This window comes from Thermicanus aegyptius DSM 12793, assembly GCF_000510645.1.
In the GTDB taxonomy this organism is placed as follows: Bacteria; Bacillota; Bacilli; order Thermicanales; family Thermicanaceae; genus Thermicanus; species Thermicanus aegyptius.
In genome coordinates this window covers 3,492,627-3,507,185 of record NZ_KI783301.1, presented here as the reverse complement: position 1 = coordinate 3,507,185, position 14,559 = coordinate 3,492,627, and the positions used below count along the sequence as shown (strand labels likewise).

The following is a 14,559-nucleotide window of genomic DNA, read 5'->3' as shown; positions in this document are numbered from 1 at the left end:
ATGGTTGCGGGGACAGGATTTGAACCTGCGACCTTCGGGTTATGAGCCCGACGAGCTACCACTGCTCCACCCCGCGATGTTCTTTTATCAGCGACAAAAAACATTTTACAATGAAACTCCCAAAAATGCAACCGTAAATAATTGGAAATCAATTTCCACCCATCAAATTTCCAATTTTCCATCCAACTAAGTCCGGTAAGGTAACCGTTCCTAATCATAAAGGGGATATTGCTCCCGGTACACGAAATAGTATTCTTAAATAAACAGGCGGGACTAAAGTAATCCCCCTGCACATGAAAGGAGATCAGATGATGCGTAAACTCACTTATTTGGCTGTGTTTGAACCAACTGAAACAGATTATAGCGTCTACTTTCCTGACCTTCCTGGTTGCATAAGTTATGGAGAGGATTTTGAAATGGCGCGGAAACAAGCCACCGAGGCGTTAGAGCTTCATATATACGGTATGGAAAAGGATGAAGACGTAATTCCAACACCCTCTAAAAATCTTCAGGTAGATTCAGAAACAGCATCCGGGTATTTGGTATCCCCTATTACGATTTTTCCAGATATTGTTGGGAATGAAATAGCTGTACGGCGTTTTTTATAAGCCAAGGCAACGTTTGATTGGAAAGATAAGAGATAAAACCGGAATAAGATAAAAATGCGGTCCCTAAAAATCAGGAAAACCGCATCCATTACAAACATTTAATGGTGGCCCCGAGAGGACTCGAACCTCCGACCCACAGTTTAGGAAACTGCGGCTCTATCCGCTGAGCTACGGGACCACAGCACAGATTATAATACCATAGGGAGGAGGGGGATTCAACCCCCAAAGCCTGGGAGCGGCGGTTAAACCAAATGGCAGGCTACCAGATGACCCGACCCCATATCCCGTAACTGAGGAACCTGCTCGGAACAAATCTTTGTCGCGATCGGACAGCGGGTATGGAATTTACACCCCTTTGGAGGATTGGCCGGACTCGGAATATCCCCCTCCAATATGATTCGTTCCCGCTTCGCCGTCGGATCGGGAATCGGCACGGCGGATAAAAGGGCCTTCGTATAAGGGTGAAGTGGATTCTTAAAGAGCTCGTCCCGGGATGCCTTCTCCACAATCGATCCTAGATACATGACGGCGACATGGGTGGAAATATGTTCAACCACGCTTAAATCATGGGAGATAAAGAGGTAGGTAAGATTGGTCCGTTCCTGCAAATCGGTGAGAAGGTTAATAATCTGCGCCTGAATCGACACATCGAGGGCGGAGACCGGTTCATCCAAGACGATAAAATCGGGATTTAAGATGAGTGCCCTCGCGATCCCAATTCTCTGTCTCTGTCCTCCGGAAAATTCATGGGGATAGCGGTCGTAGTGGTAGGGAGCAAGTCCAACGACCTCCAAAACCTGAAACACTCGATCCCTCATTTCCTCCCGGGTACAATATCCATGATCTACCAAGGCCTCCCCGATCGCCTCTCCCACCTTATAACGGGGATTTAAAGAACTGTAGGGGTCTTGGAAGACAAGCTGCATTTTCGGACGAATACTCCGAAGCTCCGACTTCGACAATTGATGTATATTCTTTCCTTTAAAAACTACTTTCCCTTCCGTTTTATCAAAGAGCCGCAGAATCGTTCGACCAACCGTACTCTTCCCACACCCCGATTCGCCAACCAACCCTAAGGTTTCCCCTTTGTTAATCCGGAAAGAAACCCCGTCCACCGCCTTCACATGCCCGACCGTCCTTTGGAATACGCCTGCCTTTATGGGGAAGTATTTTTTCAGATCGTTTACTTCAAGGAGAATTTCGCTCATTTTTGCAACACTCCTTCATAGAGCCAGCAGGCCACCTTATTCCCTTTCTCATCCTTCCTAAGCGGGGGTTCTTTCTCCCGGCATATATCCATACAATATTCGCATCGTTCGTTAAAATGGCACTCATTCCCTAGATTGATCGGGTTAGGAACTTGTCCAGGTATGGTATATAGTTTTTCCGTTCTTTTCCCGATGATGGGTTTCGCTTTAAGAAGACCTTTCGTATAGGGATGCCGCGGATTTTTAAAAATATCGATCACAGGCGCCTCCTCAATCACTTTGCCTGCATACATCACCACCACATAATCCGCCATCTCCGCAACCACTCCTAAATCATGAGTGATAAGCATGAGGGCCATCTTCCGTTCCTCCTTTAAGGTGCGCAGTAGATCAAGAATTTGGGCTTGAATCGTCACATCCAATGCCGTCGTCGGCTCGTCGGCGATGAGAAGTTTCGGGTCACAGCTTAAGGCGATGGCGATCATGATCCGCTGCCTCATCCCCCCGCTCAATTCATGGGGATACTGATCCACGATCTCATTTGCCCTTGGAATCCTTACCTGCTCGATTAGCTCAATCGCTTTTTTATAAGCCTCTCGTTTGCTCATCAATTTGTGTTTCATCAGGGGTTCCATGATCTGTTCCCCGATTTTCAAAACCGGGTTTAAAGAAGTCATGGGTTCCTGAAAGATCATGGCGATCTCATTTCCGCGGATCATCATCATTTCCTGATTCCGCAATGCTAAGAGATCTTTCCCCTCGAAGAGAATTTCTCCTCCTACCATTTTCCCAGGGGGAGAAGGAATAAGCCTCATGAGGGACAAGGCGGTGATACTCTTCCCACAACCCGATTCCCCAACAACAGCTACCGTTTCACCTTCCCTAATGACGAAGCTGATATCATCGACGGCCTTTACGACCCCTGCTTCGGTATAAAAATAGGTTTTAAGATTGCGAAACTCCACCAGATTTTTTCCCATCTTCCCTTAATCCCCTACCTTTTCTGTTTCGGATCTAATGCGTCCCTTAATCCGTCTCCGATAAAGTTGATCGCAACAACCGTCACCAGGATGCTTACCCCCGGTGGAATCCAAAGCCATGGCCTTTTTTGAAAGTCAATCAGATTATTGGCCACTGAAAGCATCTGCCCCCAAGAGGGAGTGGGAGGGATCACTCCAAGCCCCAGATAGCTTAAGGCAGATTCGGTCAAAATGGAGCCAGCCACGCTTAGCGTCGCCGTCACGATAATGATGGGGACCGTATTGGGCAATAAATGGCGAAAAATCTTTCGGCGATCCCGAATTCCCAACACCTCGTTGGCGATCATAAATTCTTGTTCCTTCAAGCTGAGGATTTGGCTGCGCACAAGTCGGGCTACTCCCATCCATCCGAGCGCCCCCAACATAAACATCACCACGTAGATCCTTTGTTCCGGAGGAAATTTTAAATCGGATAAAATCGCGCCGAGCAGGATTAGGATCGGCAATGTGGGGATGGCGTACATGATATCCACAAATCGCATAAGAATGACATCAACCCATCTCCCGTAATAACCCGAAACAGCACCGACCAAACCGCCGATGATGACAACAAGCAGAGTGGCCACGAGTCCTACCGTAAGGGAGATCTGCCCTGCCTCCATCACCCGAAGGAGAACATCTCTGCCCAAATTATCCGTCCCTAACCAATGGACGGCACTGGGAGGTTGGTTCGCATCCCGAATCGTAATTTTGGCTTCTTTATACGGGGAAAAATAAGGGCCCACAAAGGAAAAGAGGAACATGAAGAGGAGGATGAAAAATCCTGCCATGGCTAGCTTGTTTTTAACCAGACGCCGAAATGCGGTCCGCCAAGGAGATTCACTACGAGTGGGTTTTATCTCTTTTTGAAGTGAAATACGGGTCACGGTTTGGATCATTGGGCTCCCTCCCTTATTTCAACCGCACACGGGGATCGGCAACCCCATATAAGATGTCTGCCAAGATGTTGGCCAGAATGGTTAATACGGCAATGATTAAGGTATATCCCATCATTAGGGGATAATCCCGTTGAAATAGGCCGTCCAGGGTAACTTTCCCAATTCCCGGCCAGTTAAAAATTCGTTCGGTAATAATCGCCCCAGCGAATAATCCGGGAAGCTCCAAAACGAATAAGGTAATCAACGGGAGGAGGGCATTGCGGAGGGCATGTTTAAAGATGACCACCCGTTCACTTAAACCTTTCGCCCGTGCCGTTCTCACATAATCCTGGTGAATCACTTCCAGCATGCTGGTTCGAAAGTAGCGGGTTAATGGGCCGATGCCTAAAAGCGTCAAGGAGGTGACGGGCAAGGACATGTGTTTCAACACATCCCATAGATAGGCGAACCCTGTATAATCAACCCCTGTCGTTTTCATCCCTCCCAGTGGAAAAATTTTGTAATCCACGGCAAACCATTTCAATAATAATAGCCCTAAAAAAAAGGAGGGGAGGGACATGGCAATAAATACAAGGAGCGTCACGATGGAGTCGTAGATGGAGTATTGCCTAATGGCCGCAAAGATTCCAACCACCGATGCGATGATCCACTGCAGCAAGACCACCACGATGGCGATGATAAAGGAGTTCCAAAGGAAAGTGCTCATCACATCGGACACAGGCTGGCGGTACATATAGGATTCTCCCAAATCGCCTCTTAACAGACTCCCTGCCCAAGCGAGATAGCGTTCATGGAGGGGGGCGTCAAACCCATAAAGGGCGCGAAGCTCCGCCATACGTTCTGCCGTAATATGGGGATTGGCACCGAACCGGGCCGTGATGAAATCACCGGGGGTTAAGGTAAAGAAGAGAAAAATAACGATCGATGCGCCAACTACGGTGGGAATACTTTGAAGTAACCTTCTGACGATATACTGTATCATCGCTTCCTCTCCTCATTGTGCAAATATGCCCAGCCCCAGGGCCGAGCATATTTGCATAAAAGTCTGATTTCTATAAAATCGACCTCATTGATTTTGAATGGTAACCTGGTGAAGGCTCCGACTGAAATCTTTATATGGCGAAATATCAAATCCGGTTAGGCGGGCATTGAAAGTGTTCATGTTGTACCTCTGATAGAGGAAGATATAGGGGAGATCATCGTTTAGCACCTTATAAAGCTCCTGGTAGATCTTTTTCCGATCTTCCTGTTTCAACGCCTTTTGCCCTTCGATGATTAAGCGGTCTACCTCCGGATTGCTGTAACCCAAGGTATTCTGAGTCCCTTTGGAATGGAATACGCTGTAATTATCCGGGTCAACGGTTAACCCCCAGGCGAGGAAATACATTTCAATATCGCCTTTATCCACTTTATTGGTGACGGCGTTGAAGTCGAGTTGCTCCACCACCAGATCGATGCCGAGTTCTTTATAGTTTTCCTTCATGATGGGAACAAGGGCTTCATTGACTGGGTTGGGAGTGGTGGCCGTAAAGGTGATGGTAAACTTTTGCCCGTCTTTATAACGGAACCCATCATCTCCCACCTTCCAGCCTGCCTCATCCAAGAGCTGTTTTGCCTTCTCCGGATCGTAATTGTAGTGGATAATATCTTTTTCATCCGGATAAGCCCAAGAGACTTTCGATTCGGGCACGTCAATCACATTGGCGAATCCCTGGGAATAGGCAAACACCGCCTCCTCCCGGTTTAGCCCGTAAGCCAGCGCTTTCCGCACCCGCTTATCCTTAAATTTATCCAATTTGTGATTCATGCCGATATATCCGTACCCGTTGTTGAGCAGGAGACTTCTGTTCAGGAACGGAATGGTATCCAAAAGTTCCATGTTGTCTTTGTTTACGGAGATCCCTTCTTCGAAGTCGGTTTCCCCGTTCTGCAACAACTGGATATTCGTTTCTTCGGTCGTCGCTTTAAAGATGATGTTCTTTACCTTTGGAGCTCCTTCCCAGAAATTAGGGTTCGCTTCCATTACCACTTCCTGGCCCGGGGTATATTTTTTTAGCACATAGGGACCGCTTCCCATCGGTTTCTGGTGAAGTGCGGTGATTCCGCTTAAATCCCCTTTCTTAAAGCCTTTTCCGTAATATTTTTTGGAAAGGGCCGGAACGTTAATTTCGAAAAGGGTTGTTCCCTTTGGCTCCTTTACCGTCACCTCCAGGGTTTTTTCATCGACGACCTTTACCCCCGAGATGGTGGTCACCTTTCCTGCTTTATCATTTTTGTACTCATCATATCCCACGATGCCGGCGGTGGTTAAATCGGCCACTCCGTCAAAAGTGGGATCCCCGATGATATAGTAGGAAAAAGCGAGGTCTTCGGCGGTAACCGGCGTCCCGTCGGAGAATGTAGCATTCGGATCGATGTGGAAGGTGTATGTTTTGCCGTCCGCGGAAACATCCCATTTGGCCAAATCAGGGATGAGCGTAGCATCCTTATCGGGTTTCACCAAAAATTGAAAAAGGGTATCCATGACGTAGACGTCATACTGGGAAGAGCCGTAAAGGGGATTGAATACGCCCTCGGTCGCGTTCATTCCGATGATAATGGTGTCGGTGCGAGCCTTGGCGGCTGCGGGAACGGCGGTGGGATCTTTGGCAGGGATGAAACCGAGAGTCGGCTTTTCCGCGGTATCTCCCTGTTTGTCTGTGCCTGTTACTTGCGTTCCGGTATCGGTATTCCCTCCGGCAGGGGGAGTGGTGGTTTGAGGGGCAGGTTCCGAGGTATTCCCTCCGCATCCTGAAAGGGCGACGGCTCCCAAAAGAAGCAGACTAACGAGGATTAGAAAAGCTTTTTTCTTCATCCTTTTTTTGACCTCCTCATTTTTATAAAATTTCGCACAGTTAAAAGATAAAAGGGCTCCTTTTTAGAAAATATGAGGCGAATCTCCTATTTGGTCAAGTCCTAATTGTGGTGTAAATTCTCCCCTCCCCGGTGATTGCATTATGTTAACTAACCTTTCGGACGCTCTGCTGTGACTCCGCCACCTCCTTCTTCCTACGCTCCTCCCGCCAGACGTAATAGTCTTCCATGTCAAAGTACCGGTGACCAGATTGCCATTTCTCGTCAATCTCCATCAGCAAGGCACCTAGAAGCCGTATCGCCGAGTCTCGATTCGGGTAGATTCGAATCACCCGATCTCGCCTGCGAATTTCCTCATTAAGACGCTCCTGACCGTTGGTAGTACGGAGACGTTTCCTGTACCGTTCTGGCAGCTCCAGTACTGCCGTGATGTCATCAAAGCCCGACTCGAGGATATCCACAGCTTTTCGTGCTCTATCGCTGTACTCTTTCACAACCTGCTCCATCAACAAACGGGCTGTCTTCACATCTGGCGCATCAAGGATGGCCCGCATTTTCCCATACAGCTCCTCCTGTAAACTCTTAGGCACGGCGTCCAAGAAGTTGCGCATAAAGTGCGTTTGGCATCGTTGCCAGGTACAGCCTTGAAACTGGGTGTGTAGGGCTTTCACAAGCCCGCTGTGGCTGTCAGAGACAACGATATCCACACCATGCAGCCCTCGGTCCTTCAACCAGCCGAAAAACGCACTCCAACTGGCTTCAGACTCGCTATCCCCGATGCGCATTCCTAGCACTTCACGGTATCCGTCTTCACCCACACCAGTAGCAATCAAAGCAGCCCTCGAGCGCACCCTGCCATCCTCACGAATCTTTAGCACCATGGCATCCACGATCACAAAGGGGTATTCCTTGTCCTTCAGGCTTCGTTCGTTCCATCCTTGGACAACGGGGTCCAATCGTTTACAGAGCTCCGATACGGTAGACTTGGAAAACTCTTCTCCACATAGCTCCTCCGTGATAGCGGCTACCTTCCTTGTGGATACACCATTAATAACCATCTCCATCATCGCCAGTAAAAGTGCCTGTTCACTGCGCTGATAACGGGCAAAAAGCTCTGTGGAAAACTTGCCGCTACGGAGTCGTGGCACCCGCAATACCAGCGTACCGACGCGGGTCGTGATGGGATGGGGGCGAGTACCATTGCGATAACCCTGACGATCTTCAGACCGTTCGTAGGGCTCTGCATTCAACTGCTCAGTGGCCTGGGCTTGAAGAACCTGATTCAGCACCTGTTCTAGTAAGACAGCCACCCCCTTATCTCCAGAAAATAGATCTTTCAAAATTTCATCGTTCAAGGTAATATTATATTGTGCCATCTCCATACCTCCCTGTAGATTTTGTTCACAAACTCATTCTACCAGAGAAGGGCGGGGGTGGCACCTGTGTATTATGTCACCCAGCTGAACGATTGATTTTACACCAATTATACGGACTCAACTTCCTATTATTTCCGAGGTCCATTATGTATAACGTATTATGTATTTTGTTAACAACATGAGAAATTCGAAGATTCATATTTTCTAAATTTGTTATAAATATTACCATCAATAATGCAATCTTGTCAATACGGTTAATCTATAATATTTTTTGAAAACACTTTTTATGACAAAGACCTGCCTAAATAATTAGGCAGGTCTTTTCGCAGAATGGATTGTTCAGGGGATCAACCGATAAATTCTTTTCCCATGTAGGGCTGTAGGGCTTCCGGAATTCGAATCCTTCCATCCTCAGTCTGATGATTTTCCAATAAAGCGATAAGGATGCGGGGGGAGGCAATCGCAGTATTGTTTAAGGTATGGCAATATTTTAGCTCCCCGTTATCCTCCCGGTACCTTAGTTTGAGGCGGCGGGCCTGGAAATCGTGAAATGTGGAACAGGAATGGGTTTCCCCGTAATTGCCCCGGGAAGGCATCCAGGTTTCTATATCATGTTTTCGAATCTGTCCTTGCCCCATGTCACCTGTGCATACCTGTACCACACGGTAGGGAAGCTCCAAGCCCTGCAGGATCTCTTCCGCATTCTGTAGGAGTTCGTAATGAAGGCGCTTCGATTCCTCCTCATCGTTCCGACAGATGATTACCTGCTCCACCTTTGAGAACTGATGAACCCGGTATAACCCGAATACATCCCGTCCCGCCGATCCCACTTCCCTGCGGAAGCAATCGGAGACTCCGGCGTACCGCTTCGGCAGTTCTCCTTCCGTTAAAATTTCCCCATAATGGTAAGAAGCAAGGGAAACCTCCGCCGTCCCCACCAGGTATTTATCCTCCTTCTCCACATGATAGGTCTGCTCCGCTCCTAAGGGAAAGTACCCAGTCCCCACCAACGCCATCTCATTGACCAGGACAGGAACAACCATCGGGGTAAATCCCTTCTTTCCCAGTTGATCCAGGGCAAATTGAATGACGGCCCGGTGGAGAAGGGCGCCGTCATTGATGAGGTAGTATGAACGGCTCCCCGCCACTTTCACGCCTCGCTCAATATCCACCATTCGGTGCATCTCCATCAGTTCTACATGGTTTCGGGGGGTAAAGGGAAATTGAGGAGGTTCCCCTACCCGCTTCACCTCTACATTATCCGAGTCATCTTCGCCTACCGGGGTGTCCGGAGTAGGGGGGTTCGGGACGCGAAGCATCAGTTCCTGATACTCGGTCATCACCTTTTCCAACTCCGCCTCCAACTCTTTTATTTGCTGGTTGATTCCTTTTGTTCGTTCGATGAGACGATCCTTTTCTTCCCCCTTAGCACTTTTGACCAACTTTGAATTGGCGTTACGTTCTTGTTGCAACCGCTCCACACTTTGAATCAATTCCCTTCGCCGCCCATCTACGAGAACCAAGCGATCCACATCGACGTCGACTCCCTTGTTGCGGGCCGTCTCCTTGATGAGATCAACATTCTCTCGGATAAAAGAAATATCGAGCATGTCCTAAGTCTCCCTTCACGATACATTTTTTCCTGCTTTTAAACGGTTTTTGATATTCATAAAAAAATACTCTCCCCCTTCTCCATGGGACGAGAGTACACCCGCGTTGCCACCCAAATTGGCCGCCCGATACGGCCCTGCTTCTAAAGGATAACGGACTCTCCGGATCAGGTTCACGCCTACCGACGCCCCCTGATCTACTCCAGGGTGGATTTTCGGAAAAAAGACCGGTGCGGTTTTCACCGACCACCGCCTCTCTCTGCCTGGTCTTTCCCCTACTTCCCCTATCATCGTCTGAATCGATTCTTCCAGCTTATTGCGTACGTCTCTCTTTGGCTTCTTTCACCTTTTGCAAGAAATAGCGATGAAGACGATAATCCTCTGTCAATTCAGGATGGAATGCGGTGGCAAGTAGCGTTCCCTCTTCTACCGCAACGATCTTATCCTGATATTTTCCCAACACCCGGGCTTCCCCTCTCACCTCCGTCACATAGGGGGCACGGATAAAGACCGCAAGAAAGTGATTGGCTACCCCGGGAAGCATCAATTCTGTTTCAAAGCTTTCCCGTTGACGTCCAAAGGCATTCCTTTCCACCTGGATATTCATCAGACCAAGGTGATTTTTTCCCTCTCCCCGGATCTCTTTGGCAAGAAGGATCAGACCTGCGCAGGTGCCGAAAATGGGCTTCCCTTCTTGATGAAATTCTTTGATTTTCTCCACAAATCCATAAAGGTTCATCAGACGGCCCATGGTGGTGCTCTCTCCGCCAGGGAGAATGAGACCGTCAAGATCGTTTAGTTGTTCCGTTTTTTTTACCACCACCGCCTCGGCTCCGGAAGCCTGAAGGGCTCCCACATGCTCCGACACCGCCCCCTGAAGGGCTAAAACGCCTACTTTCATCACTTACCATCCCCGCTCCGCCATACGATCCTTCACTTCCAGGGTAGAAATCTCGATCCCCTTCATGGGCATTCCGAGGTTCTTGGAAAGCTTGGCAATGAGGTCGTAATCTTGGTAGTGGGTGGTCGCTTCAACAATCGCCCGTGCCACTTTTTCCGGATTTTCCGATTTAAAGATGCCGGATCCCACGAAGATGCCGTCTGCACCCAAATTCATCATCAATGCTGCGTCTGCAGGCGTGGCGATTCCTCCGGCAGCGAAGTTGACGACGGGAAGATGTCCATATTTGTGGACCTGTTCCAGCAATTCATAAGGAGCTCCCAATTTCTTCGCCTCCGTCATTAACTCATCGTAGGACATCGATTGTACTTTGCGTATTTGGCTTTGAATCAAACGCATATGGCGAACCGCCTCTACCACGTTTCCGGTACCCGGTTCTCCTTTGGTCCGGATCATGGAGGCCCCTTCTCCGATGCGACGGAGCGCTTCCCCTAAATCTCTTGCACCACAAACAAAGGGAACGGTAAATTCTTTTTTGTTTATATGAAATTGTTCATCGGCAGGGGTAAGAACTTCACTTTCGTCAATGTAATCAACCCCTAAAGCCTCCAGGATGCGTGCCTCTACGAAATGACCGATCCTCGCCTTCGCCATAACAGGAATGGAGACGGCCTTCATCACTTCCTCAATCACGGAAGGATCCGCCATCCGGGCAACTCCTCCGGCCGCACGAATGTCGGCAGGAACCCTCTCCAAAGCCATTACCGCTACGGCTCCGGCCGCTTCAGCGATTTTCGCCTGCTCCGCGTTCACCACGTCCATGATGACGCCGCCCTTTTGCATCTCCGCCATGCCCCGTTTTACCCGGTCTGTTCCTATCTGACTCATCTTACGACTCCTCCTAGATTTCTGTACCTCGTTCTGATTTAACAAAGTCTCCCTAAATTGTAGCGCATTCGCATCAAAACTACAATCCCGATGCGTGAAATCCTGCCCTTACTTATCGGAACCATCCACCGATCATTTGGACCATCTGATGGAAGAGATTGCCGATGAAATCAAAGATGGCCCGGAAGAAAAGCTGGATAAATCCGCCCTTCTCCACGTCGGTTCCCGCGACCAACGCTTTTTCCGCCTTCTTCTCCTCTTCCGGGGTGAGGTAGCGGAACGGCTCTTTTCCCTTATACGTTACTTTAAGGGTCCCTACCCGATCCCCTTTCTTAATGGGAGCCACCAGCAAAGAAGGATCTTCCGTCACCTGCATGTCAAAGAGGGCTGCCGTTTCTCCTTTCCGCGTTACATCCATATAGGGGGCCGCGGTAACCATCTTCACCGTTCTTTCTTTCCCTTTCGATACGCTTGCCTCTTCATGTCCTGGTACGGTTGCTCCGGAAGGAAGGATTTGTGTCAATTGGAAATTATTAAACCCATAATCGAAGAGCTTAATCGTCTCCTGAAACCGTTTATCCTCCGTTTCCGCCCCCATCACAACGGCGATCAGGCGCATATTGCCCCGTTTTGCCGTCGCGGTGAAACTCCATTTTGCTTCCGTCGTGTGGCCTGTTTTTAAACCATCCGCCCCTTCATATGCATATTTCAGACCGGGAAGAAGAAGATTCCAGTTGCGCATGGAGATCTCATCTTTCTGACCCTCCCTAAATTTCGCAAACGGAACGGAAGTAAACTGTGTCACCTCGGGATGGTCGGTGATCAGTCTTAGCCCCAGAATGGCGGCATCCTCTGCGGACATGAGTTGTTTTCCCTCAATCTGGGGTCGATACTCTTTTAATAAATCCTCAGGATACCCTGAGGCCGTCACGAAGTGGGTATTCTTCATTCCGAACTCTTTTGCTTTTTCATTCATCATCTGAACGAAGGCCGTTTCACTCCCGGCCAACAATTGCGCCAACATAACGGTGGCATCGTTCGCCGAATAAATGGCCATGGCGCTAAAGAGTTCCCGAACCGTTCTTTTTTCCCCTTTATTGATAAAAACCCTGGAACCACCGTTTTTTCCCATGAAGTAGACATAATCATCCGCGGTTGCCACATCATCCCATGAAAGTTTCCCATTCTTTATCGCATCAAGGATTAAATACTCGGTCATCATTTTCGTCATGCTTGCCGGAGCAAACGGCTCCTTAGCATTCATCTCAAAAAGAACTTTTCCCGTGCTCGCCTCTACCAGAATCGCGGATTTTACCTCTAATGCCAGATTAGGAGCCGCCGCTTTCACTGAAAAAGGGAGAGAGGATATTCCCATGGCGATGAGAAAAATACTGAGTAGGGTAAGTACGATTTTTTTATGTTTGGATTTTCTATCTGTGCACTGCATCTCCTCTTCCTCCTACTTTTATTCATGGTCATTGTAACATAGGGGGGAAAACAAAAAAACAGGGTAAAATCTCCCTGGTTTTTTGCAAAAGATCTCCACGATTCTCATACATGTTCATTTTCTATAATCGATGTGGAACGACTAAGAAATGGAATAATTCGGGGCTTCCTTGGTGATCTGCACATCATGGGGATGACTTTCCCTGAGGCCCGCCGCCGTAATTCGGATAAACCGGGTGTTGGACTGCATTTCCCGTATTCCTTTCGCCCCGCAATACCCCATTCCGGAGCGCAAGCCACCAATCAGTTGAAAGATGATTTCCGAAACAGGACCTTTATAAGGAACTCGGCCTTCAATCCCTTCCGGAACAAACTTGGGCGTTCCTTCTTGGAAATAACGGTCCCCGCTCCCCTCTTTCATCGCACCGATTGATCCCATCCCCCGATAAACCTTAAATCTTCTCCCTTGAAAGATTTCCGACTCCCCTGGGCTCTCTTCCGCTCCGGCTAAGAGGCTACCCAGCATAACCGTGTCTGCTCCGGCAGCTATGGCCTTCGCTACATCACCCGAGTATTTAATCCCTCCGTCGGCTATAATGGGGATGCCATACTCTCGGGCCACCGTGGCACACTCATAAATGGCGGTGATCTGGGGAACCCCGATTCCTGCAACGACCCGAGTGGTGCAGATGGAGCCGGGCCCAATTCCTACTTTAACCGCCGATGCGCCTGCTTCGATGAGATCCTTCGTGGCCTCGCCGGTTGCCACATTTCCTGCGATCAGTTCCAAATCCGGATATGCGGCCCGCACCTCCCTAACCACATCCAATACCTTTTGTGAATGCCCATGGGCTGTATCAACGACGATGCAATCAACACCAACCTTAACCAGTGCCTCTACCCGTTCCATGGTTCCTTTCCCCGTCCCAACGGCTGCACCTACCAAGAGTCGCCCATGGGAATCTTTTGCTGCGTTGGGGAATTGGATCGCCTTTTCGATATCCTTGATGGTGATCAGTCCTTTCAGGACTCCATGTTCGTCCACCAAGGGGAGTTTCTCAATCTTATGCCGCTGCAGGATCTTTTCCGCCTCTTTGAGGGTCGTACCCACAGGCGCCGTGATCAGATTTTCTTTCGTCATCACTTCCTGGATGGGAATGGAGTAATCGTGGATAAAGCGGAGATCCCGATTGGTGAGGATTCCCACCAGCTTATGATGCTCATCCACGATCGGAACTCCCGAGATCCGATACTTGGCCATTAATTCCTCCGCATCATACACCTTATGATCCGGGGTTAAAGAGAAGGGGTTCGTTATAACACCGCTTTCCGAGCGTTTGACCCGATCTACTTCCTCTGCCTGTGCTTCAATGGTCATGTTTTTGTGAATGATGCCGATCCCCCCTTCCCTCGCCATTGCGATGGCCATCGCGCTCTCCGTCACCGTATCCATTGCCGCGCTGATGATGGGAATATTCAATTCAATCTTGTTGGTTAAGCGAGTCTTTACATCTACTTGATTCGGCAAAACCTCAGATTTTCCCGGAATAAGGAGGACATCATCAAAGGTTAATCCTTCCTTAGCAAATTTTTGCGACCACACCGTTTATACCTGCCTCCTTCTCTTTACCTTTCAAAGTTATTGAAAGTGTAGCACTGCCTATAAGCTACGTCAAGGAGGCGAATACTAAACCTGTCGGTGGAAACAAAGGAGAAGGTAAATGCTTTCCCGTTATGAGGAGAGATTTGGA

Annotated in this window: 13 protein-coding genes, 2 tRNA genes and 1 other annotated feature; of the genes, 2 read left to right on the top strand and 13 right to left on the bottom strand. The window is 48.9% G+C overall.

The window, feature by feature from the left end; genetic code table 11:
- Position 1: 1 nt before the first annotated feature.
- Positions 2-76 (bottom strand) — tRNA-Met (locus tag THEAE_RS0118515).
- A 61-nt stretch (positions 77-137) separates the two neighbouring features.
- Between THEAE_RS0118515 and THEAE_RS23950 the strand changes: the two genes are divergently transcribed.
- Positions 138-263, top strand: coding sequence for a type II toxin-antitoxin system HicA family toxin (locus THEAE_RS23950; RefSeq protein WP_425426434.1), 126 nt, complete (start codon positions 138-140; stop codon positions 261-263).
- Between the two features lie 48 nt (positions 264-311).
- Positions 312-608 carry a type II toxin-antitoxin system HicB family antitoxin gene (locus tag THEAE_RS21740; RefSeq protein ID WP_039945539.1) on the top strand — a complete coding sequence of 99 codons (297 nt, stop codon included), beginning with the start codon at positions 312-314 and terminating at the stop codon, positions 606-608.
- 102 nt (positions 609-710) lie between these two features.
- Here THEAE_RS21740 and THEAE_RS0118505 read toward each other — a convergent pair.
- The 12 genes from THEAE_RS0118505 to guaB form a co-directional block, all read right to left on the bottom strand.
- Positions 711-786 (bottom strand) — tRNA-Arg (locus tag THEAE_RS0118505).
- Positions 787-850: 64 nt separating this feature from the next.
- Positions 851-1,816, bottom strand: a complete 966-nt coding sequence (locus THEAE_RS0118500) for an ABC transporter ATP-binding protein (protein WP_005586770.1) — start codon at positions 1,814-1,816, stop codon at positions 851-853.
- Positions 1,813-2,796, bottom strand: a complete 984-nt coding sequence (locus THEAE_RS0118495) for an ABC transporter ATP-binding protein (RefSeq protein WP_005586769.1) — start codon at positions 2,794-2,796, stop codon at positions 1,813-1,815. Before THEAE_RS0118495 ends, THEAE_RS0118500 begins: the two co-directional genes overlap by 4 nt.
- 14 nt (positions 2,797-2,810) lie before the next feature.
- Positions 2,811-3,734 (bottom strand): oligopeptide ABC transporter permease, encoded by a 924-nt coding sequence (opp4C, locus tag THEAE_RS0118490; protein WP_028988450.1) that lies wholly within the window; start codon positions 3,732-3,734, stop codon positions 2,811-2,813.
- A 13-nt stretch (positions 3,735-3,747) separates the two neighbouring features.
- Positions 3,748-4,716, bottom strand: coding sequence for an ABC transporter permease (locus THEAE_RS0118485; RefSeq protein ID WP_005586767.1), 969 nt, complete (start codon positions 4,714-4,716; stop codon positions 3,748-3,750).
- An 84-nt stretch (positions 4,717-4,800) separates the two neighbouring features.
- A complete protein-coding gene (locus THEAE_RS0118480; RefSeq protein WP_005586766.1) occupies positions 4,801-6,588 on the bottom strand; it encodes an ABC transporter substrate-binding protein in 1,788 nt (595 codons plus the stop codon).
- Positions 6,589-6,733: 145 nt separating this feature from the next.
- Entirely contained in the window at positions 6,734-7,963 is a 1,230-nt protein-coding gene (locus THEAE_RS0118475) for an IS256 family transposase (protein WP_028988449.1), read from the bottom strand.
- A gap of 347 nt (positions 7,964-8,310) precedes the next feature.
- Complete coding sequence (serS, locus tag THEAE_RS0118470) at positions 8,311-9,573, bottom strand: serine--tRNA ligase (RefSeq protein WP_028988448.1); 1,263 nt, start codon at positions 9,571-9,573, stop codon at positions 8,311-8,313.
- 82 nt (positions 9,574-9,655) lie between these two features.
- Positions 9,656-9,873, bottom strand: a binding site (T-box leader).
- A gap of 13 nt (positions 9,874-9,886) precedes the next feature.
- Entirely contained in the window at positions 9,887-10,474 is a 588-nt protein-coding gene (gene pdxT, locus THEAE_RS0118460) for a pyridoxal 5'-phosphate synthase glutaminase subunit PdxT (RefSeq protein ID WP_039944560.1), read from the bottom strand.
- A 3-nt stretch (positions 10,475-10,477) separates the two neighbouring features.
- Complete coding sequence (gene pdxS / locus THEAE_RS0118455; RefSeq protein ID WP_028988445.1) at positions 10,478-11,362, bottom strand: pyridoxal 5'-phosphate synthase lyase subunit PdxS; 885 nt, start codon at positions 11,360-11,362, stop codon at positions 10,478-10,480.
- Between the two features lie 112 nt (positions 11,363-11,474).
- Positions 11,475-12,809: a D-alanyl-D-alanine carboxypeptidase family protein gene (locus tag THEAE_RS0118450; protein WP_028988444.1), complete on the bottom strand. Its 1,335-nt coding sequence runs from the start codon at positions 12,807-12,809 to the stop codon at positions 11,475-11,477.
- Positions 12,810-12,950: 141 nt separating this feature from the next.
- Entirely contained in the window at positions 12,951-14,411 is a 1,461-nt protein-coding gene (gene guaB / locus THEAE_RS0118445; protein ID WP_005586756.1) for an IMP dehydrogenase, read from the bottom strand.
- Positions 14,412-14,559: the final 148 nt, after the last annotated feature.

Coding starts and splice junctions, on each gene's coding strand:
- pdxS (WP_028988445.1), bottom strand. CDS start 11,362: ATGAGTCAGATAGGAACAGACCGGGTAAAACGGGGCATGGCGGAGATG.
- pdxT (WP_039944560.1), bottom strand. CDS start 10,474: ATGAAAGTAGGCGTTTTAGCCCTTCAGGGGGCGGTGTCGGAGCATGTG.
- opp4C (WP_028988450.1), bottom strand. CDS start 3,734: ATGATCCAAACCGTGACCCGTATTTCACTTCAAAAAGAGATAAAACCC.
- THEAE_RS0118485 (WP_005586767.1), bottom strand. CDS start 4,716: ATGATACAGTATATCGTCAGAAGGTTACTTCAAAGTATTCCCACCGTA.
- THEAE_RS0118500 (WP_005586770.1), bottom strand. CDS start 1,816: ATGAGCGAAATTCTCCTTGAAGTAAACGATCTGAAAAAATACTTCCCC.
- THEAE_RS21740 (WP_039945539.1), top strand. CDS start 312: ATGCGTAAACTCACTTATTTGGCTGTGTTTGAACCAACTGAAACAGAT.
- THEAE_RS0118450 (WP_028988444.1), bottom strand. CDS start 12,809: ATGCAGTGCACAGATAGAAAATCCAAACATAAAAAAATCGTACTTACC.
- serS (WP_028988448.1), bottom strand. CDS start 9,573: ATGCTCGATATTTCTTTTATCCGAGAGAATGTTGATCTCATCAAGGAG.
- THEAE_RS0118480 (WP_005586766.1), bottom strand. CDS start 6,588: ATGAAGAAAAAAGCTTTTCTAATCCTCGTTAGTCTGCTTCTTTTGGGA.
- THEAE_RS0118495 (WP_005586769.1), bottom strand. CDS start 2,796: ATGGGAAAAAATCTGGTGGAGTTTCGCAATCTTAAAACCTATTTTTAT.
- THEAE_RS0118475 (WP_028988449.1), bottom strand. CDS start 7,963: ATGGCACAATATAATATTACCTTGAACGATGAAATTTTGAAAGATCTA.